The organism is Novosphingobium olei, assembly GCF_012927405.1.
Classification (GTDB): domain Bacteria; phylum Pseudomonadota; class Alphaproteobacteria; order Sphingomonadales; family Sphingomonadaceae; genus Novosphingobium; species Novosphingobium olei.
The window spans coordinates 82,451-107,450 of the sequence record NZ_JABBGM010000013.1 but is presented as its reverse complement, the minus strand read 5'-3'; the positions used below and the strand labels follow the sequence as shown (position 1 = coordinate 107,450).

The window sequence follows — 25,000 nt, the reverse complement described above, 5'->3', positions numbered from 1 at the left end:
TAGCCAACGCCCCGCCGGCCACTCGCCACAGCGTTCCTCTTGCCCTCCACGCGCACGCGCCACGCATGGCGCCCGCGCCGGTCGCGCAGGTCCGTACACTTCCCAACGGCGTTATCGTCCGGGTTCGCCGCCGGATATCCCTCTGTGAACGCGAGGCAGGCCCTACTTCACCACCTCGCCGCCCTTCATCACGTGGGCGACGTTTTCCAGCGCCGCGATGTCGGCCAGCGGATCGCCCGCCACGGCCACCATGTCGGCATAGTGGCCGGGGGACAGCGCGCCGACGTCCTTGCTGCGCCCCAGCAGCTCGGCGCTGACCGTGGTGGCCGACTGGATCGCCTGCATCGGCGTCATGCCGTAGCGCACCATGTACTTGAACTGCCGCGCGTTGAGCCCGTGGGGATAGACCCCGGCATCGGTGCCGAAGCTCAACTTCACGCCCGCCTTCACCGCCTTGCGGAAGCCCTGGCGCTGCGCCTCGGTGGTATCGTCGTTCTTGCGCAGCATGTCGGAAGGCCAGTGATCGCGGCGGCCCACGTCGGCGATCCAGTCGCCGTCGTATATATCCATGTCGAGCCACACGCCCTTCGCTTTCGCCAGCGCGATGCCTTCGTCGTCGATCAGGCTGGCGTGCTCGATCGCGCGCACGCCCGCGTTGATCGCCGCCTTGATGCCGCCTGCGCCGTGGGCGTGCGCGGTCACCCACGATCCGCGTTGGCGGGCGACGTCGACCGCCGCCTTCATGATCTCGGGCGAAAGCTCCAGCTGCCCCGGCTCGGTCCCTTGCGCCAGCACCGCGCCGGTGGCGATCAGCTTGATCGAATCGGCGCCGTTCTGGAACAGGCGGTTGACCACCAGCGTGGCGTCCGCCGCATCGCGCACCACGCCCGCGCGCATGTCGGCGGGCACGGTCACGTCGGGCGCGAAGCCGGTCACTTCGCCCCCGCCGCCGGGGATGGTGACATAGGCGCCCACCGCGCTCATCCGCGGCCCCGGCACGTCGCCGCGCTCGATCGCGTTGCGCAGTTCGACGTCGGCATAGGCGCGGAACGATCCGACATCGTGCACCGTGGTGAAGCCCGCGAGCAGCGTCTTCTTCGCATTGCGCGCGCCGATGAAGGCGATCTCCATCGGCGAATGCAGCAGCGGCTCGGCCACGTTGTTCGACTGGTCGACGTCGGCCAGATGCACGTGGCAGTCGATCAGGCCGGGCAGCACGGTGAGGCCCGACCAGTCGACCACCTTGGCGCCCGGTGGCACCGCGCCCGCGCCATCGGGCCCGACCGCGGCGACACGCCCGTCCTCGACCCGGAGCACCTGGGCCGCCAGCACCCGCCCGCTCTCCGGATCGATCAGCCGCCCGGCGCGGACGTACAGTGTTTCCGCCTGCGCAGCGGCGGGCAGCAGGGCGAGCGAGGCGAGGAGCAGGCGAAGCATGGATCGCAGACTAGCGCGCGCCCCGCCCGGCGCCAGCCTCCATTCGCCGACTCTTTATTCGCCGAATCTCTATTCGCCGATCAGGTGGGCCACCACCTGCCGCCGGTGCGCGGCGCGGCGATGTTCGACAAGGTAGATCCCCTGCCACGTCCCCAGCGCCATCCGCCCGCCCAGCACCGGGATCGACAGCGTCACGCCCGTCAGCAGGGCTTTGAGGTGCGCGGGCATGTCGTCGGGCCCTTCGTCATCGTGGGCATAGCCGTCGTTCTCGGGCGCCAGCCGGTCGAGCCAGCGCACGATGTCACCGCGCACTTCGCGCGCCGCGTTTTCCTGGATGCACAGCGAAGCCGAGGTGTGCCGGCACAGCAAGGTCAGCAGCCCCTTGCCGATCCCCTGCGCGCCGAGCCAGTCGGACACCACGCCGGTGATCTCGTGCAGGCCCCGGCCCGGAGTCTCGATCGTGAAAGTGGTGGTCGCCTGCTGCATCGTCCCCATATGGCAGAGATGCCCCCGCATCAGCCAGACTTGTTCGACGACAGCCCCCGCGCGCAAGTCGGAGCCCCAATGCCCGAAGGCATGGCGCTGCACCCCGGCATGGTCGATGGTGCGCAAGAAGCCGCGCTGATCGCCGGGATCGATGCATCCCCGCTCACCCCGTTCGCATTCCAGGGGTGGCTGGGCAAGCGGCTGACCATGTCGTGGGGCAGCGCTTATGACTACCAGCGCGGCACCGTCCTCTCCGCGCCGCCGATCCCCGACTGGCTATTGCCCTTGCGCGCCCGCATGGCCGAATGGGCCGGGCTCGATCCTGCCGCGCTCGTCCAGGCGCTGGCCATCCGGTACGATCCGGGCGCCGGGATCGGCTGGCATCGCGACCGGCCGCAATACGGGCTGGTGCTCGGCCTTTCGCTCGGCGCGCCCGACCGGTTCCGCCTGCGCCGCCGCCGCGCCGACGGCACCTTCGATCGGTGCGAGGTGCCGCTTATCCCGCGCGAAGCCTACCGCCTCGATGGACCCGCGCGCAGCGCATGGGAGCATTCGATCCTGCCCGCCACCGCCACGCGCTGGTCGCTCACCTTCAGGACATTACGCTAGCGCTGTCTTGAACAGCGCGAGCATCCGGCCCCACGCCTTTTCGGCCTGCGCCTGGTCATAGATCGGCGCATCGATCGTGCACCAGCCGTGCTGCGCGGGGTAGACTTCCACCTCGGCCGCACGCCCCGCCGCCTTGGCTGCCGCGCGCAGCGCGTCCTTGTCGCCGGGCGCGCGCTCGTCGTCGTTCTGGGCGATGGCGAAAAGGTAGCTCGCCTGCGTGCTCGCCAGAAGCTTGTGCGGGCTGTCGGGCGTATCGTTCACCAGGTTCGCGCCATGGAAGCTCGCCGCCGCGCCGACGCGGACGGGGCTTGCCACGGCCGTGCGCACGGTGAACGGCCCGCCCATGCAATAGCCCGCCGAACCGATCTTGCGCTTGGTGTCCACTTCGGCCTGCCCGTCGAGCCAGGCGACGAAGGCCCCGGCATCGCTGGTGGTGCCCGCCGGCGTGATCGCGGCGATCATCGGCTTCAGCTTCTCCTGCCCGGCGGGCGTACGCCACTCGGACAGGCTCGACATGATCGGCGCAGGCGCCGAACGGTAGTACTGGTTGACCACCAGCACGGCATAGCCCGCGCTCGCCAGCCGCGTGCCCATCGTGCGGTAGGCATCGCGAAGGCCCGCGATGTCGGGCCACAGGATCACCGCCGCATGCTTGCCCGACTTGGGATAGACGAAGAAGGCGTCGGCCTTGCCATCGGGGGTGGTGATCGTCACCGCGCGGCTGGCGGTGGGCAGCGCACCGGCATCGGGCGCCGGATTGGCGACGCAACCGGGCGCGACCGCCAGGACCGCCGCACCCGCACCCAGCGCGGCAAAGCGCCGCCGGTCGACGGGATAGCCCTGGGCCGGATGTCCCTGGGCTGGATAAACTTGGGCAAGGAAGCGCTCGTTGTCGCTTTCGGTCAGTTCATCGCACATCGTGTCCGCTCCTTCGCCTGCCCGTCGCCCCGCACGATAGCGTGCTGGCGAAGCGGTGCAATGCTGCCCTTGGGCACACCCTAGGTTCCCCTTGCCGAGCGCCTGCAACCGATTTAACTGATGGATTAAACAAGCACCCTGAAAGGAATCCCGTGGCCGACCAAATCGCCGGAAAGTCTATCGTCATCACCGGTGCGGGCGGCGGCTTCGGCAAGCTGGTCGCGGAAAAGGCGGCGGCGCGCGGGGCGAAGGTGACGCTGGGCGATATCAACGGCGAAGCGCTCGATGCCACGGTCGCCGAAATCCGTGGGCACGGCGGCACCGCGCAGGGGCTGGCGACCGATGTGACCGATCTTGCCGCGATGAAGGCGCTCGTCGACCTCGCCGTTCGCGGCCACGGCGGGATCGACGTGATGGTCAACAACGCCGGGGTCATGCCGCTGGCGTTCTTTGCCGACCATGCCTCTGCCTATGACGCGTGGGTCCGCTGCATCGACATCAACTTCAAGGGCGTGCTCAACGGCATGGTCGCCGCCTATGACCCGATGATCGCGGGCGGCAAGGGCCAAGTGATCAACGTATCGTCGATCTACGGCAATTTTCCGACCGTGGGCGCGGGCGTCTATGGCGCGACGAAGGCGGCGGTGAACATCCTGGGCGAATCGCTGCGGCTGGAATCGCGGGGCAAGATCAAGGTGACCACGGTCAAGCCGACCGGCGTTGCCGGTACCGGGCTGGCCGGAACGGTCGTCAACATGGATGGACTTGCCGGCATCCTCGGGCTCAACGCGGCCGAGGCGAACGCCGTGTTCGCGCAAATGGCCGACGGTTCGATCGATCCGGCGCGGCTCAACCCCGAAAACATCGACTACGCCAATCTCGAACCGCGCTTCATCGCCGATGCCGTGCTCCACGCGATCGACCAGCCCTGGGGCGTTTCGATCGGGGAGATCACCGTGCGCGGCGCGGGCGATTACTACATGCTTTGAAACTGACGCGCACCCTGCCGGGGGTGCACGATGGGAAAGAACGTACCGGGCAAAAGCCCGGCGGATGGAGAGGATCCGACAATGCGCATGAAACAGCTTTCGGCCGTCGCGATTTCCACGGTGGCGCTGGCCATCGCCGCCTGCCAGATCGGCGGGGCGGACCCGGTCAAGGCCGGGGCCACGGCCGGGGTGACCGACGCGATGATCGCCGCGGCACCCGATGCCGAATGGCTGAGCTATGGCCGCGATTATGGCGAGCAGCGCTTTTCGCCGCTGACGCAGGTCAACGACCAGAACGTGGGCCAGCTCGGCCTTGCCTGGTACGCCGATCTCGACACCGCGCGCGGGCAGGAAGCGACCCCGCTGGTGCACGACGGGGTGATCTACGTTTCCACCGCATGGTCGATGGTCAAGGCCTATGACGCCCGGACCGGCCAGCCCAAGTGGGCCTATGACCCCAAGGTCCCGCGCGAAACGCTGGTCCGCGCCTGCTGCGATGCGGTGAACCGGGGCGTGGCGATCTATGGCGACAAGATCTACGTCGGCACGCTCGATGGCCGCCTCGTCGCGCTGGATGCCAAGACGGGCAAGGAAGTGTTCTCCAAGGTCGTCGTGCCCGATCAGCAGAACTACACCATCACCGGCGCCCCGCGCGTGGTGAAGGGCCGCATCCTGATCGGCGCGGGCGGCGGCGAATACCGGGCACGCGGCTATCTCGCGGCCTATGATCCCAACACGGGCGCCGAAGTGTGGCGCTTCAACACCGTGCCGGGCAACCCGGCCGACGGCTTTGCCAAGGAAGGCCGCAACGCCAAGGCGATGGAAGCCGCGGCCAAGAGCTGGGCCGGCGACTGGTGGACCATCGGCGGTGGCGGCACGGTGTGGGATTCGATCACCTATGATCCCGCCACCAACCTCGTGCTGTTCGGCACCGGCAATGCCGAGCCGTGGAACCCGGCGGCGATGGGCCGCGAAGGCGATGCGCTCTACACCTCCTCAATCGTGGCGGTGAATGCCGAAACCGGCGAATATGCCTGGCACTTCCAGGAAACGCCGGAAGACCGCTGGGACTTCGATTCCGATGCGCAGATCACCATCGCCGACGTGATGGTGAACGGGCAGAAGCGCCACGTTGCCATCCACGCGCCCAAGAACGGCCACGTCTACGTCATCGACGTGAAGACCGGCCAGTTCCTTTCGGGCACGCCGTGGGTTCCGGTGAACTGGACCACCGGGCTCGACCCCAAGACCGGCAAGGCGACGATCAATCCCGAAGCGCGCTATGACAAGACCGGCAAGCCCTGGGTGGGCCTGCCCGGCGCGATCGGCGCGCATTCGTGGCACGCCCAGAGCTTCAGCCCCAAGACCGGCCTGCTCTACATCCCGACCAACGTCGCCGCGCAGGGCTATGTCGCGGCCAAGGACTGGAAGCCGAGCGCGATCGGCTACCAGTTCGGCATCGACCCGTCGCAGACCTCGCTGCCCGCCGAAGGCCGCGCCGCCGCCAAGGCTGCAACGGTCGGCGCGCTGGTCGCCTGGGACGTTGCCGCCAAGAAGGAAGCCTGGCGCGTGCCGATGCCCACGCCGTGGAACGGCGGCGTGCTGTCGACCGCGGGCAACCTCGTGTTCCAGGGCAACGCCACCGGCCAGTTCGTCGCCTACAGCGCGGACAAGGGTCAGAAGCTGTGGTCCTATGGCACGCAGAGCGGCGTGATCGCCGCGCCGATGACCTATGCCATCGGCGGTGAACAGTATGTCGCCATCCTGGTCGGCTGGGGCGGCGTGTGGGATCTTTCGGCGGGCATCCTTGCCCACACCGGCGGCGCCTACAAGAACATCAGCCGCCTGATGGTGTTCAAGCTGGGCGCCAAGGGCACGCTGCCCGCCGCGCCCAAGCCCGACAACCAGGCGGTGCTCGATCCGCCGCCGTTCACCGGCAAGCCCGAGCAGGTCGCGCGCGGCAGCCAGCTCTATGGCCGCTACTGCACGGTCTGCCACGGCGACGCGGCGATCGCCGGCGGCCTTGTGCCCGACTTGCGCCATTCGGGCGCGCTCGGCTCGGAAGAGGCGATCAAGTCGATCGTGATCGACGGCGTGCTGCACGAAAACGGCATGGTCTCGTTCAAGTCGGCGCTGAAGCCCGAGGATGCCGAGGACCTGCGCCAGTTCCTGATCAAGCGAGCCAACGACGACAAGGCACTGGAAGAAAAGAAGGGCGGCTGATCCCGTCCGCTTGCGGATCACGGTCATGCCGGGCACCCTGCCGGGCATGACCGCCGTTTCCGCCAACGATCCCGAAGACATCCGCGCTTTCCATCGCCTGAGCAAGGAAATCACCACCTCGGGCCGGCTGGAAGCGCACGATATCGACCGCCTGGCCGCGATCGGGGTGGCGCACGTGATCAACCTGGCGCTGGCCGACCATCCCGAGGCGCTGGCGGACGAAGCCGAGCGCTGCGCCGCCGCCGGGATCGGCTATACCCACATTCCGGTGCCGTTCGACGCGCCGGGCGAGGACCACCTTGCCGCGTTCGACGCCGCGATGGAGGCCGCCGGCGGCCCGGTGCACGTGCACTGCATCATGAACTGGCGGGTTTCGGCCTTCTTCTACCGCCGCCACATCGCCCAAGGCATGGCCGAGCGCGAAGCGCGGGCGCTGATGGAGCGGCACTGGGTGCCCGAAACCAACAGCAATCCCCACGCCCCCGCCTGGGCGGCGTTCATTGCCCATCCCAGAAGTTGAGTTCCAGCAGCACGCCGTTGGGATCGAGCGTGAACACCTGGGTAAGGCCGATCGAATCGATCCGGTTGTGCTGGCAATCGCGCCCCATGTCCTTGAGCCGCGCGAGCACCACATCGGGTTCGCTGCAATTGAGCGCGACATGGTGGATCGCCCCGGTCTCTCCCCCGGCGACGGCGGCGCGATCGTAGGCGCGCGGGCAATCGACCGAATTGAGGTGGAGGATCGGCCGCCCTTGCCGGTCGTGCATCCACTGGATCTGGTCGGGCCGGGACGGCGGCGGCCCGTCGCGCCGTTCAAGGCCGAGCAGCGCGGCATAGAAGGCGGCGCTGGCGTCAAGGTCGGCGCAGATGATGTTGACGTGATCGAGCGCGTTGACCTGCATCGGAAATCCCCTCGGAAGCTTTTGCCGCAGCTTGGGGGCACGGGCCGCGCGGCGCAACTGCCAGATCTGGCGAGGGGCCTTACACAGCGATTCACCGCTCACCGGCCGTTCATACAAGGTTTATTGAGACGCATTCTCAAATAGCTTGTCATTGCAAACGACTCGCAATAGTAGCCCCTGCAAGATCAAGGGGAAAAATCCATGCGTTCCAATGAATCGCGTGCCACCGGCGCGCTGCTCGGCTCGGTGCTTGCTGCTGCCTTGGTGGCGCCGGCAGGTGCGACCGCCCATGCCGAAGAAGCGGCCGACGCCGCCGACAGCAATGGCCGTCCGCAGATCGTGGTGCTCGGCCAGCGCGCCGAGGATGCCAATCCCAACGCGCAGGACGGCGCGCCGTACAAGGTCAACAAGTCGCAGAACGGCAAGTTCACCGAGCCGCTGCGCGATACCCCCAAGACGATCACCGCGATCCCCAAGGAAGTGATCGAGGACATCGGCGCGACATCGTTCCGCGAAGTGGTCCGTTCCACCCCCGGCGTGACGCTGGGCACCGGCGAAGGCGGCAACGCGTTCGGCGACCGAATCTTCATCCGCGGCTTCGAAGCGCGCAACGACGTCTATATCGATGGTCTGCGCGATCCGGGCGTGACCAGCCGCGAAGTGTTCGCGGTGGAACAGATCGAAGTGGTCAAGGGTCCGTCCGCCACCTACGGCGGGCGCGGCACCACCGGCGGGCTGGTTTCGGTGCAGTCCAAGCGCGCCGCCACCGACCGTTCGTTCCTGGTGGCCGATGCGGGGCTGGGCACCGACGATTACAAGCGCTTCACCATCGACGGCAATGCCAAGATCGCCGATGGCTGGGCGCTGCGGGTGAACGGCATGTTCCATGACGCGGACACGCCGGGCCGCGACCACGTGTGGCAGCGCCGCTGGGGCGTGGCCGCCGCGCTGACCGGCGAAGTGACCGACCGCCTGACGCTGCGTGCCGATTACTACCACACCCAGCTGGACGGCATGCCCGATTATGGCCACCCGTTCGACGCGACGATCCAGCAGCCGGCCAAGGTCGACCGCGACAACTTCTATGGCATCCTGGCGCGCGACTTCATCAAGAACGGCGCCGATGTCGGCACGCTGGCGGCGGACTGGGAGGCGACCGAGGGCCTCTCCATCCATGGCACCGTGCGCTATGGCGAAACCTACAACCGCTATATCGTCAGCGCGCCCGAAAACCCGAACCTGACCGCCGGGACGGTGACCGCGAACCCCAAGAATTCCAACCGCGACAACCGCTATTACGCGGCGAGCCTTTATGCCGTGGCCGAGGTGCCGACCGGGCCGTTCCAGCACAAGATCGTGTTCGGCGGCGACTTTTCCGACGAAAAGGTGCGCAACCAGCCCTATACCATCACGTCGACATCGAACGGATCGGCAACCAACCCGGTCTACACCAGCCGCTTCGGTGTGGTGCTCGACCTGCAGAACCCGGACAACTATGTCCCGTTCGACTTCCCGGTGGGCCTGGGCGTGGTGTCGCACAACCGGGTGCGCTCGCTGGGTGCCTATGCCATCGACACGATCACGCTGGCCAAGGGCCTGACCGCGACGCTGGGCCTGCGCGGCGATACCTTCACGATCGACTACGATACCGAAGACGGCAATTCGGCCCTTGCCGGCAACCAGCCGATGGCGCTGCGCAGCGACACGGGCTTCCTCAACTGGCAGGGCGCGCTGACGTACAAGCCGGTGGAAGCGCTGACGATCTATGGCAGCTATGCCACCAGCTCGAACCCTTCGGGCGAGCAGATCGATGCGACCAGCGCCGGGTACGATGGCCTGGGCACCGCCAACGTCAACCTGCAGCCCGAGCGCAACAAAGCGTGGGAAGGCGGCGTGAAGTGGGAGACGGCGGGCGGCAAGCTGCTGCTTTCGGCCGCGGCATTCCGCATCACCAAGGAAAACGCGCGCGAGTTGCAGGGTGACGGCACCTACCAGCTGGTCGGCAAGCTGCGCTCGCAGGGCTTCGAGGCGAGCGTCAACGGCACGCTGTTCGAACGGCTCAACCTGTTCGGCGGCTATACCTACACCGATGCCAAGATCGTCGCGTCGTCCAATGCGGCCAACGTCGGCAAGATCTTCGCCAACATTCCCAAGCACAGCGCCAGCCTGCTGGCGACGCTGCTGGTGACCAGCAACTTCGAGTTCGGCGGGCAGGCGACCTATCGCAGCGAGCTATTCGGCGGCACCGCCGCGGCGGGCACGGCGCGCGTGCCGGGCTACACCCGCTTCGACATCGTGGCGCGGTGGAAGCCGACGACGTGGCTGGAAACGCGGCTCAACGTCAACAACGTGACCGACAAGACCTACTACGATGCGATCTATCGTTCGGCGACGCCGTTCGCCTATGTTGCGCCCGGCCGGTCGGCCATGCTGACCTTCACCGTGCGCTACTGAGGCAGGAAGTCCCGTCCGATGCTGATTGTCGTCCCCCAGGTCCTGCCGCGCGAGGAGGCGCTTTCCCTCGGGCGCCGGATCGCCGCCGCGGACTGGGTGGACGGCAATGTGACGAGCGGGGCGCTGGCCGCGCTCGCCAAGCGCAACCGCCAGCTGCCGGAACAAAGCCCGGCAGCGGCGGCGGCGCGGGCCCGGGTGCAGCAGGCGCTGGCCGCATCGCCGCTGTTCCTTTCGGCCGCGCTGCCCAAGGCGATCTATCCCCCGCTGTTCAACCGCTATGGCGTGGGCGAAGGCTTTGGCGATCACATCGACAACGCCATCCGGCTGGACCCGGCCAGTGGCACGCGGCTGCGCACCGATCTTTCGGCGACGCTGTTTCTGTCGGAGGATTACGACGGGGGCGAGCTGGTGATCGAGGGCGGCTTCGGCCGCGTTGCGTACAAGTGCGCGGCGGGCGACATGGTGCTCTATCCCAGCACCAGCCTGCACCGCGTGACCGAGGTGACGCGCGGCGAGCGGATTTCGAGCTTCTTCTGGCTGGAATCGCTGGTGCGCGATGCCGATGCGCGCGAGATGCTGTTCGACCTCGACCAGTCGATACAGCAGCTGACGATGGAGCGCGGGGGCGACGATGGCGAGGTGCTGCGCCTCGCCAAGGTCTACCACAACCTGATCCGGCGCTGGGCGGCCTGAACCCCTAGAGTTCTGCCGCCTGCGCCGGACCGGGCGATCAGAAGATCTCGAACAGGCCGGCCGCGCCCATGCCGCCGCCGACGCACATCGTGACGACCGCGTACTTGGCGCCACGGCGCTTGCCTTCGATCAGCGCGTGCGCGGTGCAGCGCGCGCCCGTCATGCCATAGGGGTGGCCGATCGAGATCGAGCCGCCGTTGACGTTGAGCAGATCGTTCGGGATGCCGAGCTTGTCGCGGCAGTAGAGCACCTGCACCGCGAACGCTTCGTTCAGTTCCCACAGGCCGATGTCACCGATCTTCAGGTCGAAGCGTTCGAGCAGCTTGGGAATCGCGTAGACCGGGCCGATGCCCATCTCGTCGGGCTCGGTGCCGGCAACCGCCATGCCGACATAGCGGCCGAGCGGGGTAAGGCCCTTGGCGGCGGCAAGGCCGGCTTCCATCACGACGACCGCGGCCGAACCATCGGACAGCTGGCTGGCGTTGCCGGCGGTGACGATGCCGCCTTCGATCACGGGCTTGAGGCTCTGCAGCCCTTCGAGCGTGGTTTCGGGACGGTTGCCTTCGTCCTTCTTCAGCGTGATCTCCTTCATCGAGATCTCGCCGGTGGCCTTGTCAGCCACGCCCATCGTGGCGGTCACTTCGACGATTTCGTCATCGAACTTGCCGGCGGCCTGTGCGGCGGCGGTGCGCTGCTGCGACTGGAGCGCATATTCGTCGCAGGCTTCGCGGCTGATGCCATAGCGCTGGCCGACGATTTCGGCGGTCTGCAGCATGGGCATGTAGATCGCCTGATGCATCGCCTTGAGCGAAGGATCGGGCTGCACGCGCATTTCCTTGGTCTGCACCAGGCTGATCGAATCCTGGCCGCCCGCGGCGACGACGTTCATGCGATCGATCACCACCTGCTTGCTGGCGGTGGCGATCGACATCAGGCCCGACGAGCACTGGCGGTCCATGCTCATGCCCGACGTGGTGATGGGAAGACCGGCGCGCAGCGCGACCTGGCGGGCGATGTTGCCGGCCTGCGTGCCCTGCTGGAGCGCAGCGCCCCACAGCACGTCGTCGACTTCGGCCCCCTCGATGCCGGCGCGCGCCACGGCGGCGGACAGCGAAAGCGCGCCGAGGGTGGCGCCGGGCGTGGCGTTGAACGCGCCCTTGTAGGCCCGCCCGATAGGGGTGCGGGCGACGGAAACGATGACGGCATCACGCATGGTATGTTCTCCTTTGGGGTGGTCCTGTGGTCAGGCTTTCCCGGGGAGGTTGAGGGAACGGGTGAAAACTCAGGCCTTTTCGTAACCTTGCGGCGCGATCGGGTTGCCGCCGAAGCGATCTCGCAGCTCGCGCTTGAGCACCTTGCCGATCGGGCTTCGCGGCAGTTCGTCGACCACTTCGATGGCGGAAATGCGCTGCGTCTTGCCGAGCCTGCGGTTGGCTTCGGCCAGGATGGCGGCGGGATCGGCGGTCTTGTCGGCCAGCACCACCACGGCGAGCGGGGTTTCGCCCCAGGCATCGCTGGGCACGCCGACGACGGCGGCTTCGCGCACCTCCGGCTGGCGGGTGAGTTCGCTTTCGAGGTCGGAGGGGTAGATGTTGAACCCGCCCGAGATGATCATGTCCTTGGCGCGGTCCATCAGGATGAGGAAGCCGTCCTCGTCGAACTTGCCGACGTCGCCGTGGCGGATGTAGCGCCGACCTTCGCTGTCGTACCACTCGACCTCGCGCGTCTTGTCGTCCTTGCCGTGGTAGCCGTTCATCATGATCGGTGAATGGCCGACGATTTCGCCCACTTCGCCCTGGGGCAGTTCGTTGCCGTCCTCGTCGATGATCTTCATGATGTGGCCGGGGCTAGGCTGGCCGACGGTGTGCAGCTTGTCCGGGTGGGCGTGGGCGACGAGGATCGAGGTCGCGCCGCCTTCGGTCATGCCGTAGCCATCAGTCAGGCCGCCGGGCCAGCGCTTCAGCACATCGGCCTTGAGCCAGGCGGGAAACGGCGCGCTGGTGGAGGACTTGAGCTTGTAGGACGACAGGTCGAAGCGGTCGAAATCGGGCACTTCCATGATCCGGCGGTACTGCACCGGCACCAGCATGGCGTGGGTGACGCGTTCGCGTTCGGACAGGACGAGGAAGCCGCGCGCGTCGAACTTCTTCATCAGCACGACCTTGCCGCCCGCGGTGAGCGTCGGCAGGAAGCTGACCAGCGTGGTGTTCGAATAGAGCGGCGTGGAACAGATCACGCAGGTATCGTCGTCATAGCCGCCGACGATCGTGCGCCGGGCGTATTCGTGGCGCATCTTGTGGCTCTGCACGATGCCCTTGGGCGCGCCGGTGGTGCCCGAGGAATAGATGATGTTGAAGGGATCGCAGGGCGCGGGAAGGCGTTCTTCCGGCTTCGCGCCCTCCTCCGCCATCCATTGCGCAAAGGGCACGCCGTGGGCGCCGCCATCGAGCGCGATGCGCTTGACGCCTGCCGGGAAATCCAGCCCTTCAAGCCGCGCGGCGATGTCCGCATCTAGGAACAGCACGCGGCTGCCACTGTCGACCAGCATGGCGAGGATCGTTTCGGCGGTGGCGGTCGAGGTGAGCGGGGCGGCGACCGCGCCGGCGCGGATCGCGCCGAGGAAGGCCAGGGCGGTGGGGACCGAGTTCATCGCGGCGATGGCCACGGGCTCGTGCCGTTCCACCCCTTCGCGCTGCAGGGCGGCGGCGACGCGATCGATCGTGGCGTCGAGATCGCGCCAGCTGACCTGGGTCTGTTCGTCAGCGAGTGCGATCGCCCCTCCCCTGCGCGCGGCGTGCGCGCGCAGGATCGTGGTCAGCGGCATGAATTCGGCTTCCGCGATTTCCTCGATGGTCACCGCCATGGCGCTTCTCCCGTCTTTAATTGAAGGTTTCCCCGGCCGCCGCCTTCTTCGCCAGCAGCGGGGCGACCGGCAGGCCGTGCTTTTCAAGGCCATCGACCACGGTCTTCAGGCCGATATGGTCGGCCCAGAACATCGGGCCGCCGGTCCACGCGGGCCAGCCGTAGCCGTTGAGCCAGACGGTATCGATGTCGCTGGCGCGCTGCGAGATGCCTTCCTCAAGGATCAGCGCACCTTCGCTGATCATCGGGTAGAGCAGGCGTTCGCGGATCTCTTGCCTGTCGATGGACCGCTGCGGCTTGCCCTCCTTTTTGGCGAAGTCGGCGATGATCGCCTTTACTTCATCCGAAGGCGTGCGCTGGCGGTTGTCGTCGTAATCGTAGAAGCCCTTCTTCGTCTTCTGGCCCCAGCGGCCCACGGCGCAGAGCGCATCGCGCAAGCTCTCGATGCGGTTGGGATCGCGGTGCCAGCCGATGTCGACGCCGGCGAGGTCGGCCATCTGCCACGGGCCCATCGGGAAACCGAATTCAAGCAGCGCTTCGTCCACGTCCCAGTAATTGGCGCCTTCCATGATCAGCGCATGGGCCTGCGCCTGGCGGGGCGAGAGCATGCGGTTGCCGATGAAGCCATGGCACACGCCCGAGACGACCGGCACCTTGCCGATCTTCACCGACAGCGCCATCACCGTGGCGAGCTGCGCCTTGCCGGTAGCCTTGCCGCGGACGACTTCGAGCAGCTTCATCACGTTGGCGGGCGAGAAGAAGTGCATGCCGAGCACCGATTCCGGTCGGCTGGTGGCCGAGGCAATCTCGTCGATGTCGAGATAGCTGGTGTTGCTGGCAAGGATGGCGCCGGGCTTGGCGATCTTGTCGATCCGGCCGAAGACCTCCTTCTTGACGTCCATGTTCTCGTAGACCGCTTCGATGATGAGGTCGGCCTGCGCCAGTGCATCGAAATCGAGCGTGGGGTTGAGGCGACCCATCGCCGCTTCGGCAAGGGCGGCGTCCATCTTGCCGCGCTTGACGGTGTTTTCGTAGTTCTTACGCATCGTCGCGACGCCGCGGTCGAGCGCTTCCTGCGTCATTTCGACGATCGTCACCGGGATGCCGGCGGTGAGGAAGTTCATGGTGATGCCGCCGCCCATCGTGCCGGCGCCGATCACGCCGACGCGTTCGATCGGCAGCAGCTGGGTATCGGCGGGAATGTCGTCGATCGTGGCCGCGAGCGTGCGGGCGGCGTCGATGTGCTCCTTGGCACCGGGAATGGGGTCGGACATCGGTATTGGCTCCTGTTAGCTGAGGGCTGCTTTCGGAGGGGAGGACGAATGGCGGGTCAGGCGCGGCTGTCGGTCAGCGCGGCATAGATCAGCGTCTTCAACTGGCGGCGGATGGGGTAGGCCGACGAAGGCATCAGCTGGGTCATGAACACCATGTGCAGCTTTTCCACCGGATCGACGAAGAACGCGGTCGAGAAGATGCCGCCCCAGAAGAATTCGCCCGCCGAGCCCGGCACGAGCGCGCGGGTGGGATCGATGGTGACGCCAAAGCCCAGGCCGAAGCCGGTGCCGGCGTTGTTCGCCTCGCTGAACAGCGAACTCGACATCTGGGTCAGGTCCGCGCCGCCGGGAAGGAAGTTGCTGGCCATCAGCGCCAGCGTCTTGGGGCTGACGAGACGGACCCCGTCAACCGCGCCGCCACCCACCAGCGCGCTGGCGAAGCGGTGGTAATCGGCCACCGTGGAGAGCAGGCCGCCACCGCCGCTTTCGAACTGCGGGGCGCGGACGAGGTTGCTGGTCTCGGCCTTGTCGATCAGGTGCGGCGCGCCGCCGGGCACATAGGCCCAGGCATCGGCAAGGCGGTGGAGCTTTTCGGGCGGGCAGGAGAAGCCGGTATCGACCATGCCCAGCGGATCAAAGATGCGCGCCTTGAAGAACTGCCCCAGGCTCATCCCCGAAAGCCGCGCGACGATGACGCCGCAGACATCGGTGGAAACCGAATAGTTCCAGCCTTCGCCCGGCGCGAATTCCAGCGGCAGCTTGGCCAGTTCGGCGATGAAGTGATCGTTGCCGGCAAGGCTGGCATGGCCATCGAGCCGCGCCTTGCGGTAGGCGGCATCGACGTTGGTGCGGTTCTGGATGCCGTAGGTCAGGCCCGACATGTGGGTGAGCAGATCGACGATGCGCATGCCGTGCGCGGGGCGCCCCGGCATGAACGGCGCATCGCCGCCGCCGCCGGCATAGACCGCAAGCCCGGCGAATTCGGGCAAGACCTTGGTCACCGGATCTTCCAGCGCGATGGCGCCTTCTTCGACCAGCATCATCAGCGCGATCGAGGTCAACGGCTTGGTCATCGAAGCGATACGGTAGATCGTGTCTTCGGCAACCGGCGTGCCATCGTCGCGCATTGCGCCGAGCGTGGCGCGATACGCGGCCTGCCCATCGCGCGCGACGAGCACGTCGACGCCCTTCAGCTTGCCCTTCGACACATAGCGTTCGTCGAGCAGGGCCGCGATCCGCGCGAGGCGGGCGGCATCGAGGCCAAGGGTGGCGGGATCGGCAAGCTGGACGGTCATGCTGTCATTATCCTCTCCGGCCTTCGCGGGCCATTCAGCCGAATATCGCCACCGATTGCAGGCCGTGCATCACCTGCACGCCGTCGGTGTTCCACAGGCGCAGCGTCTCGCTGGAAAAGCCTGCCGCCATCGCGTTCGAGCTGGTTTCGAGCAGCCACCAGCCGTCGTCGGTTTCGGGCTTGTCGGTCAACAGGGTCAGCGACCAGTTGATCGACGACAGCGGACCCATGCGTTCCTGCGCGGTCATCGCGCCGGGCGGCAGGGTATCGCCGATGCCGATCAGCTCGCCCACCGGATCGAGCCCGGCGCGATCCTTCAGCCGCACCCAGCGGCGGATCGTGCCGACCGGCACTTCGCCTTTGGGCGCGGCGTGGCGCAGTTCCATGCGATGGGTGAAGAAGGTAGGATCCGGGTGCGACCTGGCCGGTACCGCCTGATCGTGGGGCACGAAGCTTTCGAGGCGGCGCTGCGGCACGCCGCCGTTGTCGGGTCGGGCACTGCCGAAGATCCACAGCGCGCGCTGCAGCAGTTCGCCGTTCGCGCTGATCTCGGTTTCGACCTGGGCCACGCTCTTGCCGGCGCGAAGAACGCGGGCGGCGATTTCCACGTCCTCTCCCACCGGGGCGACGAAGCCGATCTGCGCCGCGCGCAAGGGCGGCAGGTCGGGAAAGGCCGCGCGCGCGGCGGTGAACGCGACGAACGAGGACGCGCCGCCGTACATCGTGCGGCCCTGCATCCAGCCGGCCGCGCCGTGCAGCACGAAGCGATCGCCCTGGCGTTCGATGGCAGCGGCGAGTTCGCCCAGCGAACGTGCGGTCTGGGTCATTCCGCGTGCTCCGGCAGCGCCGGGCGCGGAAGGTTCGTCAGCATTTGAAGTCACTCTCCCATGGGGCATCGCATGCCCGTCTGGGACGCAGGAAAGAGCCGACCGGGCGCCGCGGTCAACCGAAAAAAGCACGCGTCCCTGCGGTTTTCGCGCCTTCCCCTACGGCATGGCGGACGTGGCGTGCGGGCCTTGCGACGAGGTGCGGGCGCGCGCTCGCGGCGCTCAGGCAGGTTCGGCGAGGACGTCGAGCGAAACGACCTCGCTCGCCAGGCGTTCGACTTCGTCCACGCGGTGGCTGACGAGCACCATCGGCAGGGCGAGTTGGTCGCGGATGCGCTCGATCACCACCATGATCTCTTCCCGCCGCGCGGCATCGAGCGAGGACAGCGGTTCATCGAGCAGGAGCAGGCGCGGCCCGCGCAGCAGCGCCCGACCGATGGCGACGCGCTGCGCCTCCCCCCCGGAAAGCGTGCGCGGGCGGCGATCAAGTAGCGCGCCGATGCCGAGGAAGGCGCAGGCTTCGTCCAGCGACAGGAGCTGCGCGGCGGGATCGGCAAGGCGCTGGCCATAGAGCAGGTTGTCGCGCACGGTGCGGTGGGGAAACAGGCGCAAGTCCTGGAAGACGACGCCGCAGTGGCGTTTTTCCGGCGCAAGATCGATGCCGCGCGCCGCGTCGAACAGCACCTCGCCCCCCAGCGCGATGCGGCCGCGCGCGGGTCGAACCAGCCCGGCGATGGCATCGAGCACGCTGGTCTTGCCCGCACCCGACGGGCCGAACAGCGCGGTGATCCCGGCGGTGGCGGCAAAGCGCGTCTCGATCAGCCGGTCGCCGCGCCGGACGGCGATATCGACGCTGAGCGCTGGGTCAGGCGACATGGCGCAGTCCCGTGCGGCGCGCGAGCGCTTCGGACGCGATCAGCGCGGCGAGCGAAAGCGCAACCGAGATCGCGGCGAGGCGGGCAACCTGCACATCGCCGCCCGGCAATTGCAGCGCCGAATAGATCGCCAGCGGCAGCGTCTGCGTTTCGCCCGGAATGTTCGAGACGAACGTGATCGTCGCGCCGAATTCGCCCAGCGAACGGGCAAGGCCGAGCACCGTCGCCGCGATCATGCCCGGCAGGGTCAGCGGCAGCGTGACCGTGGCGAAGGCGCGCCATGGCCCCGCGCCGAGCGTGCGCGCGGCGGATTCGAGCCGGGGATCGACCGCTTCCAGCGACAGGCGGATGGCGCGGACCATCAGCGGCAGCGCCATGACCGCGGCGGCCAGCGCCGCGCCCGTCCAGCGGAACATCACGCTGGTGCCGAACACGGCTTCCAGCGCGCGGCCGAACGGGCCGGAAGCGCCGAAGCCCAGCAGCAGCAGCCAGCCCATCACCACCGGGGGCAGGACCAGCGGCAGGTGGACCACCGCATCGAGCACGATCCGCCCCGGAAACCGCGTGCGCGCCAGCACCCAGGCGAGCGCGAAGGCGACGGGCAGCGTCGCGGCAACGGCGACGACGCCGACCTTGAGCGAGAGCGCGACGATCGCCCAGTCGGCGGGGGACAGCAGCGCCATCGTGGCGGAGGCCGTCAGCGCGTGCCGAAACCGAAGCGGCGGAAGATCGCCTTGCCTTCGCCCGACAGCAGGAAGCGACGGAAGGGTTCGGCATCGGCGCTGCGCGCCTGGCGCAGGCGCGCGACGGGGTAGACGATCGGCGCGTGGCTCGATGCGGGGAATGTGCCGACCACGCGCACGCGCGGTTCGGCGCGGGCATCGGTTGCGTAGACGATCCCGAGCGGCACTTCGCCGCGCGCGATCAGCGCCAGCGCGGCGCGCACGCTTTCGGCGCGCGCGACCTTGCCCGCCACCTGCGGCCAGACGCCGAGGCGGGTGAGCGCCTGCTTGCCGTAGATGCCGGCTGGGACGGCGTCCGGGTCGCCCATCGCCAAGCGCCCATTGCCGAGCGCGCGGGCAAGCGGGAAGCCCGGCCGGATGGCAAGCGCGATCCGGCTGTTCGCCGGGGCCACGAGCACGAGCTGGTTGGTCAGCAGCGGCGCGCGGGTGCGGGCGGCAAGGAAGCCGGCGACGGCGACATGGTCCATCCACTGTTCGTCGGCCGAGACGAAGATATCGGCGGGTGCGCCGGCTTCGGCCTGCCGTGCCAGCGCGGAGGAGGCGGCGAAGGAGAGGACCGGGCGTTCGTGGCCCTTGGCCGTCCAGCGATCTGCGGCGGCGGTCATCGCTTCCTGCAGGCTGGCCGCCGCGAGCACAACCGGCGCGCGGGCCAGCACGGGCCCCGCGCCGAGCGCTGCCAGCAGGACGAGGAAAAGGGCGATCGCGCGCGACAGTCTAGCCATATACGGACGGATATAGCTTGATGTCGCCGGGCGCAATCGCCCTGTCTGCCCTGTCAGCCTGTCCGTGTTGTCAGGCGGTAGGGATCAGAGGCCTTCGGTCAGGATCACGCGGTAGTCCGATGAAGCCTTCCGCAGCTTGGCGACTTCCTGGTAGGCATCGCCGAAGTACCAGGCCTTGGCTTCGTCCATCGTGTCGAACTTGACCATGACCACGCCTTCGGCCGGTTCGCCTTCGGGGGTTTCGCAGGGGTTGTAGACGACCAGCGGTTCAACCTTGTGGCCGGCCATCGTGCCGCCGGCCTTCTGGCCGTATTCGGCGAACTTGTCGGGGTCGCTGATCGAGTTGCGGATGAAGATCGCGTAAGCTGCCATGGTTCTCTCTCCTTTTTTAACCGATTAGCTAAAGAGCGATAGGCAAGCCAAGGGGGCTTGGCAATCCGCCGCGGACGAGGCAACCTGTCAAATGATAGGTTTGTGAGAGGATGCGCGGAGCAAGGCCGGCAAACGGCCGTTCCGCCCGGAAGGAACGCCCCATGCCGTTGTTGCGCCAGGTACCCCGCAGCGAGATCACCGACGAGGTAATTCTCGGTTACATGCAGCATCTGTTCGGGGACCGCGACCCCACCGTGGAGCCCGGCACGGCGACCGGCACGCCGGGCGACTGGTGGAGCGTCTTCGCGCTTTCGCCCGACATCTTCCGCCACGCGGTGAGCGGCTTTGCCCTCTACCGCAGCCCCGAGCGGCGCATCGACCCGATCCTACGCGAACTGGGCCAGACGCGCGCCGGCTGGGTCAAGGGCAGCCAGTTCGTGTTCTCGCAGCACTGCAAGAGCCTGCGCGGGCTTGGCTGCAGCGAGGAGAAGATCGCCGCGGTGCCGCATTGGGCCGTGGCCGATTGCTACAATGAGCAGGAACGCGCCGTGCTCGCTTATGCCGACTGCCTGTGCCAGGCCAATGGCCGCACGCCCAAGGCGGTGATCGACAAGCTCAAGACCTTCTGGGACGACCAGCAGATCTTCGAATTCACCTACATCACCTGCCTTTACGACATGCACGCCGTGATCACCCGCGCGCTGCGCATGGAATTCGACGATCGCGAGGAGCCGATCGTGGAAGTGGCCGCACCCGAAGGGTTCGACGCGGCAGACTTCCTTGGCGGGCGGCGCAAGCAGCAGCAGGAGAGCGAGGCATGAGCGGGAACACGGTGTTCGATATCCGCGGGGTCAACCACCTCGCGCTGGTCTGTCGCGACATGGCCAAGACGGTGGAGTTCTACCGCGACGTGCTGGGCATGCCGCTGACCAAGACGATCGACCTGCCCGGCGGCATGGGCCAGCACTTCTTCTTCGACATCGGCAACGGCGATTCCATCGCCTTCTTCTGGTTTCCCGATGCGCCGCCCGCCGCGCCGGGTATCGCCGCGCCATCGGGCCTGCCCGCGATGGGCGACATGAAGAGCGCGCACGGATCGATGAACCACATCGCCTTCAACGTGCCCGCCGAAAAGTTCGACGAATACGTCGCGCGCCTCCACGAACGCGGGGTGCAGACCTCGATGGTGCTGAACCACGACGATTCCGAATGGCAGGTCGCCCCGCAGATGCAGGATGGGGTGTTCGTCCGCTCGGTCTACTTCTTCGATCCCGACGGCGTGTGCCTGGAATTCGCGGCGTGGACCGCGCAGCTGGGCGGCGATGCCCACGTGCGGCACGATCCGATGCGCGCCGACGGCACCAAGGCAGTGGGCATGATCGTGAAGGACGCGCTGCTACAATAGCGACGGATCGACGACGCGCCCTTCGCGCGCCGAGATCTGCGCCGCCTCGATCACGGCGTGGACCGCGAGCAGTTCGTCGATGCTGTTGGGCGGCGGTCCTTCGCCGCGCAGCGCTTGCGCCAGCGCGGCATAGAAGTGCTGCTGGCAGCCGCGCGGCGCGGGCAGCTGCGTTTCCGCTCCGGTGCCGTCGATCAGCTGCAGCGGATCGGGATCAATGCCCCAATCCGCGTCGCCCGGCCGCAACCCGGCGACCGACTGGCTTTCTTGCGGATCGAAGCTGCGCTTGATCAGCGTGCCTTGCGTGCCATGGACGATGAAGCGGGGCGAGCCGCCCGCCACGCACATCCCGGCGTGGAGAACCACACGCCGATCGGGGTAGCGCAGCACGACATTCGCCCAATCATCGGCGGACGCGGCGCCGGTGCCGTCGCGCAGGGCGGCGATATCGGCGCTGACGCCCAGCGGCATGCCGAACAGCGCAAGCGCCTGATCGACAAGGTGCGGGCCGAGATCGAACCAGACGCCTGCCCCCGGCCCCGCCTGTTCGCGCCAGCGATCGCGCACTTGCGGACGGAAGCGGTCGAAGTGCGATTCGAAATGGACCACGCGGCCGATCCGCCCCGCTTCGATCGCCTGATGCACGGCAAGGAAGTCGCTGTCCCAGCGGCGATTGTGGAACGCGACGAGAAGCCGCTCCTGTTTCTGCGCAAGCCTTGCCAGGCCGCGCGCTTCGTCCAGCGACAGCGCCAGCGGCTTTTCCGCCACGACGTGCTTGCCCGCGCGCAGCGCCTGCGCGGCAAGCGCGGCGTGGGTATCGCTGGGCGTGGCGATGACGACGACGGCAATGGCGGGGTCAGCAAGAACGGCGGCGATGTCGCCGCGCCGTGCCGCCCCCGCCGGGATGACCGCGTCGGGCTGGCGGGCGACGACGGCGGCAAGGTGCAGCGACGGCGTCGCGGCGATGTAGGGGGCGTGAAACACGCGCGTCGCCATGCCGTTGCCGACGATCGCGACGTTGATGGGTGGAGTCTGCATGGGCCGGCCTTGTCCTATTGCGGATCGGCCACTGCCACGAAGCTGCGCTGGAAGCGAGTGACGCGAATCCTGGAAACCGGGAAACCGCGCTGGCGGATGCGGGCGAGAATCTCTGGTGCGGACCATTCCTGCGGCCGGGTCCATTCGGCCCAGAACAGCGTGGGACAGCCCTTGGCGAGCCGGCGCGAGGCATCGTCTTCGAGCGCGAAGTGGTAGCGGGCGGCCATCATGCGATAGGCGAAGGGAACGACCGCGCGGTTGTCGTCGGGCGCCAGGTCCAGCACCTCGCGGTTCCACAGCGGATCGGTGTGGACAAGGCTGGCGGGACACGCCGCGACCAGCTGCCCGACCAGCGCCGCGCTCGGGCCCCAGTCGCTGTTCTGGCGCTTGGTGCTGGCCGCGTGCCAGGCGCTGGCCGCCGAAACCAGCGCGGCAAGGACGAGGACCGCCAGCGCTGGCTGCAGGCCAATGCGACGCAGCGCCTGCTCGCTGCCCAAGGCAAGGATCATCGCCATGACGGGCACCAGGCCGACGAGGTAGCGCTCGTAGATGAACGGGCGCCAGGCGTGGATTGCCAGGATGATCCCGATCGCCAGCATCCAGCCGATGCCGAGGAAGATCGCGGTTTCGAGCTGCGCATCCGCCGTTCGCCGGCGCATCAAGCCCACCGCCGCCGCAGCGAAGCCGCCCAAAGCGGCAACCAGCAGCACGGGGTTCGCCTGCGCCACCTCGACAACGAGCAGTTCGAGCGTCCAGCGCGCCACGTTCCAGCCTGCGGGCAGCCAGAATGCGGTGGTATTGGCCAGCCAGTGCTGCGCCTGCACCGCGGACACGGCCACGAACAGCAGCCCGGCGACCAGCGAGGGCAGCGCAAGGCGCCAGAAGCGCGCCAAGTCCCGCCGGACGAGATAGCGCAGCAGGAACGGGATCTGGATGGCGGAAGCGACGATCGTGGTGGTGATGTGGGTGTTGAGCGCCACGATCGCCACGCACCACAGCACCGCGCTGTCCCGCCGGCGCCAGCGCGCTGCATCGGCGTGGAACGCCGCGAGCGCGAAGACCAGCAAGGCAATCGCGCTGACCGAGAGGAAGTAGGAGCGGTAATCGGCCGCGATCCGCACGACCACCCCCTGCGCGGCGAGCGAGATGGCCAGCAGCGCGGCCAGCCGGTGCAGTTCCGCGCGCGGGCGGGCAAGCACGAGCCCGCCGCCCAGCGCGGCCACGAACGGCACCAGATTGACCAGTCGCCTGTGCTCGATCGTGTCGCCGATCCACCAGAAGGTCCGCGCCAGCGCGTAATAGAGCGGCGGGTGGTTATCGGTCAGCCAGTGATCGACCAGTGCTTCGCGCCAGGGGATGACCGGCCGCGCCACGTACGTCGTGAAGAATTCGTCGAACCACGGGCCAAAGCCATAGATCGTGGAAAGGATCGCCCCGACGAAGGCTGCCAGGGCAAATGCCGCAGCCGCTGTGACGACCAGCCCGTAAAGGCGCGCACGCTCCACTTTCACCCCCGCGCCCGAACCACCGCGCGGCAAACGTCACGCACCGCACGCGAGAGCCAGACTAGTGAGAGAAAGCCCCGCGCGCCAGCCGCATCAAGGGAAGAGCCAAGGCACAATGGTGGCGGAGACGGAGGGATTCGAACCCTCGGTACCGGATTTACCAGTACGACGGTTTAGCAAACCGTTGGTTTCAGCCACTCACCCACGTCTCCGGATCGCAGCGGCGAGGGCGCGCTATAGCGAGCGATTCCGGGGGCGGCAAGGCTGGTCCGGAAAAACTTCGCATCCGGCGTTTCCGCCCGCTTCGCGCGCGTCCGGGCGCAATTTCGACTCGGCTCATCGCCCGTTCATTGTGCGCGGGCAAGCATCGACAGCAGTGCTTTGGACGGGCTACCTTCGCGCGCAGGGCGTCGCTTGGGGGCGGACGACGGGATGGGACAAGCGAACATGAAACTGCACCGCACACTTCTGCTGGCGCTGGCCGGGCTCGCGCTCGTTCCCGGTGCTGCCGCGCAGGCACAAGTCCAGACGATCGACCCCAACCAGGCGATCGATTCGGATCTCAACCCGCGCGCGACGACAACGCCCGCCCCCACTCCGGCAGCCCGTATCGACCAGGCATCGCCCGTCGGGTCGGAAGCGCCCAAGCCGCTGCCCCCGCTCGCTGATCCGAATGCGCCGCTGCCATCGAGCACGGTGCCGCCCCCGGCGCAGATGACCAACATGGCCCCGCCGCCGCCCGCCGGATCGCAAGGCGCGCCTGCAGGCACGTACAAGGAAGACGACCTGATCGGCGCGGCCGAAGGCGTGTTCGGCAAGGGCGCGCGCGGTCTTGCGCTGATGATCAAGGACATCCTGAAAAAGCAGGGCGAACCGATCGGCTACATCACCGGCCGTGAAGCCGGTGGCGCGGTGGTCGTGGGCGTGCGCTATGGTTCGGGCACGCTGCACCACAAGATCGAGGGCGAACTTCCGGTCTACTGGACCGGGCCTTCGGTCGGCTTCGACCTGGGCGCGAACGCGGCCAACACGTTCGTGCTGGTGTACAACCTGCATGACACCGCCGAGCTGTTCCATCGCTATGGCGCGGGCGAAGGCCAGGCTTACCTCGTCGGCGGTTTCAACGTCAGTTACCTGCGCAGCCACGACGTGGTGCTGATCCCGGTGCGGATGGGCGCTGGCCTGCGCCTTGGCGTGAATGCCGGCTACATGAAGTTCAGCCGCACGCAGAAGTGGATGCCGTTCTGATCCGGCATCGCAGGACGGTAACGCAACCGTAAAACCGGGACCCGCGCCAAATCAGGGGTTGCGGCGCGGGGCCTGCGGCGGCATGGCGCCCGCGAATTTTTCGCAATCCGGACAGGAGGGTCCGCCC

The 25,000-nt window shown here is 67.7% G+C and carries 23 protein-coding genes, 1 tRNA gene and 1 pseudogene; 9 read left to right on the top strand and 16 right to left on the bottom strand.

Going from position 1 to position 25,000, the window contains the following annotated elements; all coding sequences use genetic code 11:
* Positions 1 to 162 precede the first annotated feature (162 nt).
* Together HHL27_RS19555 and HHL27_RS19550 are read right to left on the bottom strand one after the other, a co-directional pair.
* A complete protein-coding gene (locus HHL27_RS19555) occupies positions 163 to 1,437 on the bottom strand; it encodes a Xaa-Pro dipeptidase (protein ID WP_169495069.1) in 1,275 nt (424 codons plus the stop codon).
* Between the two features lie 69 nt (positions 1,438 to 1,506).
* Positions 1,507 to 1,923, bottom strand: coding sequence for a secondary thiamine-phosphate synthase enzyme YjbQ (locus HHL27_RS19550; RefSeq protein WP_169495084.1), 417 nt, complete (start codon positions 1,921 to 1,923; stop codon positions 1,507 to 1,509).
* 78 nt (positions 1,924 to 2,001) lie between these two features.
* Here HHL27_RS19550 and HHL27_RS19545 point away from each other — a divergent pair, with 78 nt between their 5' ends.
* Positions 2,002 to 2,532, top strand: coding sequence for an alpha-ketoglutarate-dependent dioxygenase AlkB (locus HHL27_RS19545; RefSeq protein ID WP_206069726.1), 531 nt, complete (start codon positions 2,002 to 2,004; stop codon positions 2,530 to 2,532).
* On the opposite strand, the gene HHL27_RS19540 is transcribed toward HHL27_RS19545, so the two are convergent.
* Positions 2,524 to 3,450 (bottom strand): dienelactone hydrolase family protein, encoded by a 927-nt coding sequence (locus HHL27_RS19540; RefSeq protein ID WP_169495068.1) that lies wholly within the window; start codon positions 3,448 to 3,450, stop codon positions 2,524 to 2,526. The two genes, HHL27_RS19545 and HHL27_RS19540, sit on opposite strands and share 9 nt — an antisense overlap.
* A 152-nt stretch (positions 3,451 to 3,602) precedes the next feature.
* Between HHL27_RS19540 and HHL27_RS19535 the strand changes: the two genes are divergently transcribed.
* The 3 genes from HHL27_RS19535 to HHL27_RS19525 all read left to right on the top strand — a co-directional run bounded on the left by HHL27_RS19535 (position 3,603) and on the right by HHL27_RS19525 (position 7,182).
* Complete coding sequence (locus HHL27_RS19535; RefSeq protein WP_169495067.1) at positions 3,603 to 4,439, top strand: SDR family NAD(P)-dependent oxidoreductase; 837 nt, start codon at positions 3,603 to 3,605, stop codon at positions 4,437 to 4,439.
* An 87-nt stretch (positions 4,440 to 4,526) separates the two neighbouring features.
* Positions 4,527 to 6,662, top strand: coding sequence for a PQQ-dependent dehydrogenase, methanol/ethanol family (locus HHL27_RS19530; RefSeq protein ID WP_338114962.1), 2,136 nt, complete (start codon positions 4,527 to 4,529; stop codon positions 6,660 to 6,662).
* Positions 6,663 to 6,687: 25 nt separating this feature from the next.
* Positions 6,688 to 7,182: a protein tyrosine phosphatase family protein gene (locus tag HHL27_RS19525; RefSeq protein ID WP_240960065.1), complete on the top strand. Its 495-nt coding sequence runs from the start codon at positions 6,688 to 6,690 to the stop codon at positions 7,180 to 7,182.
* On the opposite strand, the gene HHL27_RS19520 is transcribed toward HHL27_RS19525, so the two are convergent.
* Positions 7,160 to 7,564: a VOC family protein gene (locus tag HHL27_RS19520; RefSeq protein ID WP_169495065.1), complete on the bottom strand. Its 405-nt coding sequence runs from the start codon at positions 7,562 to 7,564 to the stop codon at positions 7,160 to 7,162. The two genes, HHL27_RS19525 and HHL27_RS19520, sit on opposite strands and share 23 nt — an antisense overlap.
* Before the next feature lie 201 nt (positions 7,565 to 7,765).
* Between HHL27_RS19520 and HHL27_RS19515 the strand changes: the two genes are divergently transcribed.
* Both HHL27_RS19515 and HHL27_RS19510 read left to right on the top strand, forming a co-directional pair.
* A complete protein-coding gene (locus HHL27_RS19515) occupies positions 7,766 to 10,018 on the top strand; it encodes a TonB-dependent receptor (RefSeq protein ID WP_169495064.1) in 2,253 nt (750 codons plus the stop codon).
* A gap of 18 nt (positions 10,019 to 10,036) precedes the next feature.
* Entirely contained in the window at positions 10,037 to 10,711 is a 675-nt protein-coding gene (locus tag HHL27_RS19510) for a Fe2+-dependent dioxygenase (protein ID WP_169495063.1), read from the top strand.
* Between the two features lie 37 nt (positions 10,712 to 10,748).
* Here HHL27_RS19510 and HHL27_RS19505 read toward each other — a convergent pair whose 3' ends face one another.
* The 9 genes and pseudogenes from HHL27_RS19505 to HHL27_RS19465 form a co-directional block, all read right to left on the bottom strand.
* The gene (locus HHL27_RS19505) at positions 10,749 to 11,924 is read right to left on the bottom strand and encodes an acetyl-CoA C-acyltransferase (RefSeq protein ID WP_169495062.1); all 1,176 of its coding nucleotides are present in this window, start codon (positions 11,922 to 11,924) and stop codon (positions 10,749 to 10,751) included.
* A 69-nt stretch (positions 11,925 to 11,993) separates the two neighbouring features.
* Complete coding sequence (locus tag HHL27_RS19500; protein WP_169495082.1) at positions 11,994 to 13,568, bottom strand: AMP-binding protein; 1,575 nt, start codon at positions 13,566 to 13,568, stop codon at positions 11,994 to 11,996.
* A 22-nt stretch (positions 13,569 to 13,590) separates the two neighbouring features.
* Positions 13,591 to 14,826 (bottom strand): annotated as a pseudogene (locus tag HHL27_RS19495) (3-hydroxyacyl-CoA dehydrogenase); the annotation flags it as partial.
* Between the two features lie 77 nt (positions 14,827 to 14,903).
* On the bottom strand, positions 14,904 to 16,142 hold the full coding sequence (locus HHL27_RS19490; protein WP_169495060.1) for a serine hydrolase domain-containing protein: 1,239 nt from the start codon (positions 16,140 to 16,142) through the stop codon (positions 14,904 to 14,906).
* 34 nt (positions 16,143 to 16,176) lie between these two features.
* A complete protein-coding gene (locus tag HHL27_RS19485; RefSeq protein ID WP_240960061.1) occupies positions 16,177 to 16,968 on the bottom strand; it encodes a thioesterase family protein in 792 nt (263 codons plus the stop codon).
* A gap of 222 nt (positions 16,969 to 17,190) precedes the next feature.
* Positions 17,191 to 17,844 (bottom strand): ATP-binding cassette domain-containing protein, encoded by a 654-nt coding sequence (locus HHL27_RS19480; RefSeq protein WP_169495058.1) that lies wholly within the window; start codon positions 17,842 to 17,844, stop codon positions 17,191 to 17,193.
* Complete coding sequence (modB, locus tag HHL27_RS19475; protein ID WP_206069724.1) at positions 17,834 to 18,526, bottom strand: molybdate ABC transporter permease subunit; 693 nt, start codon at positions 18,524 to 18,526, stop codon at positions 17,834 to 17,836. Before modB ends, HHL27_RS19480 begins: the two co-directional genes overlap by 11 nt.
* A 14-nt stretch (positions 18,527 to 18,540) precedes the next feature.
* The gene (gene modA / locus HHL27_RS19470; protein ID WP_169495057.1) at positions 18,541 to 19,308 is read right to left on the bottom strand and encodes a molybdate ABC transporter substrate-binding protein; all 768 of its coding nucleotides are present in this window, start codon (positions 19,306 to 19,308) and stop codon (positions 18,541 to 18,543) included.
* An 84-nt stretch (positions 19,309 to 19,392) separates the two neighbouring features.
* On the bottom strand, positions 19,393 to 19,680 hold the full coding sequence (locus tag HHL27_RS19465) for a DUF1330 domain-containing protein (RefSeq protein ID WP_169495056.1): 288 nt from the start codon (positions 19,678 to 19,680) through the stop codon (positions 19,393 to 19,395).
* Positions 19,681 to 19,841: 161 nt separating this feature from the next.
* On the opposite strand from HHL27_RS19465, the gene HHL27_RS19460 reads away from it, so the two are divergent.
* Complete coding sequence (locus HHL27_RS19460) at positions 19,842 to 20,501, top strand: carboxymuconolactone decarboxylase family protein (RefSeq protein ID WP_169495055.1); 660 nt, start codon at positions 19,842 to 19,844, stop codon at positions 20,499 to 20,501.
* Positions 20,498 to 21,085 carry a VOC family protein gene (locus HHL27_RS19455; protein WP_169495054.1) on the top strand — a complete coding sequence of 196 codons (588 nt, stop codon included), beginning with the start codon at positions 20,498 to 20,500 and terminating at the stop codon, positions 21,083 to 21,085. Before HHL27_RS19460 ends, HHL27_RS19455 begins: the two co-directional genes overlap by 4 nt.
* Here HHL27_RS19455 and HHL27_RS19450 read toward each other — a convergent pair.
* The 3 genes from HHL27_RS19450 to HHL27_RS19440 form a co-directional block, all read right to left on the bottom strand.
* Positions 21,077 to 22,120, bottom strand: coding sequence for an oxidoreductase (locus HHL27_RS19450; protein WP_169495053.1), 1,044 nt, complete (start codon positions 22,118 to 22,120; stop codon positions 21,077 to 21,079). The two genes, HHL27_RS19455 and HHL27_RS19450, sit on opposite strands and share 9 nt — an antisense overlap.
* 14 nt (positions 22,121 to 22,134) lie before the next feature.
* Positions 22,135 to 23,625: a hypothetical protein gene (locus tag HHL27_RS19445; RefSeq protein WP_169495052.1), complete on the bottom strand. Its 1,491-nt coding sequence runs from the start codon at positions 23,623 to 23,625 to the stop codon at positions 22,135 to 22,137.
* A gap of 119 nt (positions 23,626 to 23,744) precedes the next feature.
* Positions 23,745 to 23,837: transfer RNA gene (locus HHL27_RS19440), tRNA-Ser, on the bottom strand.
* Positions 23,838 to 24,072: 235 nt separating this feature from the next.
* On the opposite strand from HHL27_RS19440, the gene HHL27_RS19435 reads away from it, so the two are divergent.
* Complete coding sequence (locus tag HHL27_RS19435; protein ID WP_240960058.1) at positions 24,073 to 24,873, top strand: DUF1134 domain-containing protein; 801 nt, start codon at positions 24,073 to 24,075, stop codon at positions 24,871 to 24,873.
* The last annotated feature ends 127 nt before the right edge of the window (positions 24,874 to 25,000 follow it).

What these genes read in the sequence shown, in the direction of transcription:
- HHL27_RS19455 (WP_169495054.1), top strand. Translation starts at nt 20,498, where the DNA reads ATGAGCGGGAACACGGTGTTCGATATCCGCGGGGTCAACCACCTCGCG.
- HHL27_RS19480 (WP_169495058.1), bottom strand. Translation starts at nt 17,844, where the DNA reads ATGTCGCCTGACCCAGCGCTCAGCGTCGATATCGCCGTCCGGCGCGGC.
- HHL27_RS19540 (WP_169495068.1), bottom strand. Translation starts at nt 3,450, where the DNA reads ATGTGCGATGAACTGACCGAAAGCGACAACGAGCGCTTCCTTGCCCAA.
- HHL27_RS19550 (WP_169495084.1), bottom strand. Translation starts at nt 1,923, where the DNA reads ATGCAGCAGGCGACCACCACTTTCACGATCGAGACTCCGGGCCGGGGC.
- HHL27_RS19435 (WP_240960058.1), top strand. Translation starts at nt 24,073, where the DNA reads ATGAAACTGCACCGCACACTTCTGCTGGCGCTGGCCGGGCTCGCGCTC.
- HHL27_RS19450 (WP_169495053.1), bottom strand. Translation starts at nt 22,120, where the DNA reads ATGCAGACTCCACCCATCAACGTCGCGATCGTCGGCAACGGCATGGCG.
- HHL27_RS19555 (WP_169495069.1), bottom strand. Translation starts at nt 1,437, where the DNA reads ATGCTTCGCCTGCTCCTCGCCTCGCTCGCCCTGCTGCCCGCCGCTGCG.
- HHL27_RS19515 (WP_169495064.1), top strand. Translation starts at nt 7,766, where the DNA reads ATGCGTTCCAATGAATCGCGTGCCACCGGCGCGCTGCTCGGCTCGGTG.
- HHL27_RS19490 (WP_169495060.1), bottom strand. Translation starts at nt 16,142, where the DNA reads ATGACCGTCCAGCTTGCCGATCCCGCCACCCTTGGCCTCGATGCCGCC.
- HHL27_RS19525 (WP_240960065.1), top strand. Translation starts at nt 6,688, where the DNA reads ATGCCGGGCACCCTGCCGGGCATGACCGCCGTTTCCGCCAACGATCCC.
- modA (WP_169495057.1), bottom strand. Translation starts at nt 19,308, where the DNA reads ATGGCTAGACTGTCGCGCGCGATCGCCCTTTTCCTCGTCCTGCTGGCA.
- HHL27_RS19510 (WP_169495063.1), top strand. Translation starts at nt 10,037, where the DNA reads ATGCTGATTGTCGTCCCCCAGGTCCTGCCGCGCGAGGAGGCGCTTTCC.
- HHL27_RS19545 (WP_206069726.1), top strand. Translation starts at nt 2,002, where the DNA reads ATGCCCGAAGGCATGGCGCTGCACCCCGGCATGGTCGATGGTGCGCAA.
- HHL27_RS19505 (WP_169495062.1), bottom strand. Translation starts at nt 11,924, where the DNA reads ATGCGTGATGCCGTCATCGTTTCCGTCGCCCGCACCCCTATCGGGCGG.
- HHL27_RS19520 (WP_169495065.1), bottom strand. Translation starts at nt 7,564, where the DNA reads ATGCAGGTCAACGCGCTCGATCACGTCAACATCATCTGCGCCGACCTT.
- modB (WP_206069724.1), bottom strand. Translation starts at nt 18,526, where the DNA reads ATGGCGCTGCTGTCCCCCGCCGACTGGGCGATCGTCGCGCTCTCGCTC.
- HHL27_RS19460 (WP_169495055.1), top strand. Translation starts at nt 19,842, where the DNA reads ATGCCGTTGTTGCGCCAGGTACCCCGCAGCGAGATCACCGACGAGGTA.
- HHL27_RS19465 (WP_169495056.1), bottom strand. Translation starts at nt 19,680, where the DNA reads ATGGCAGCTTACGCGATCTTCATCCGCAACTCGATCAGCGACCCCGAC.
- HHL27_RS19530 (WP_338114962.1), top strand. Translation starts at nt 4,527, where the DNA reads ATGAAACAGCTTTCGGCCGTCGCGATTTCCACGGTGGCGCTGGCCATC.
- HHL27_RS19485 (WP_240960061.1), bottom strand. Translation starts at nt 16,968, where the DNA reads ATGACCCAGACCGCACGTTCGCTGGGCGAACTCGCCGCTGCCATCGAA.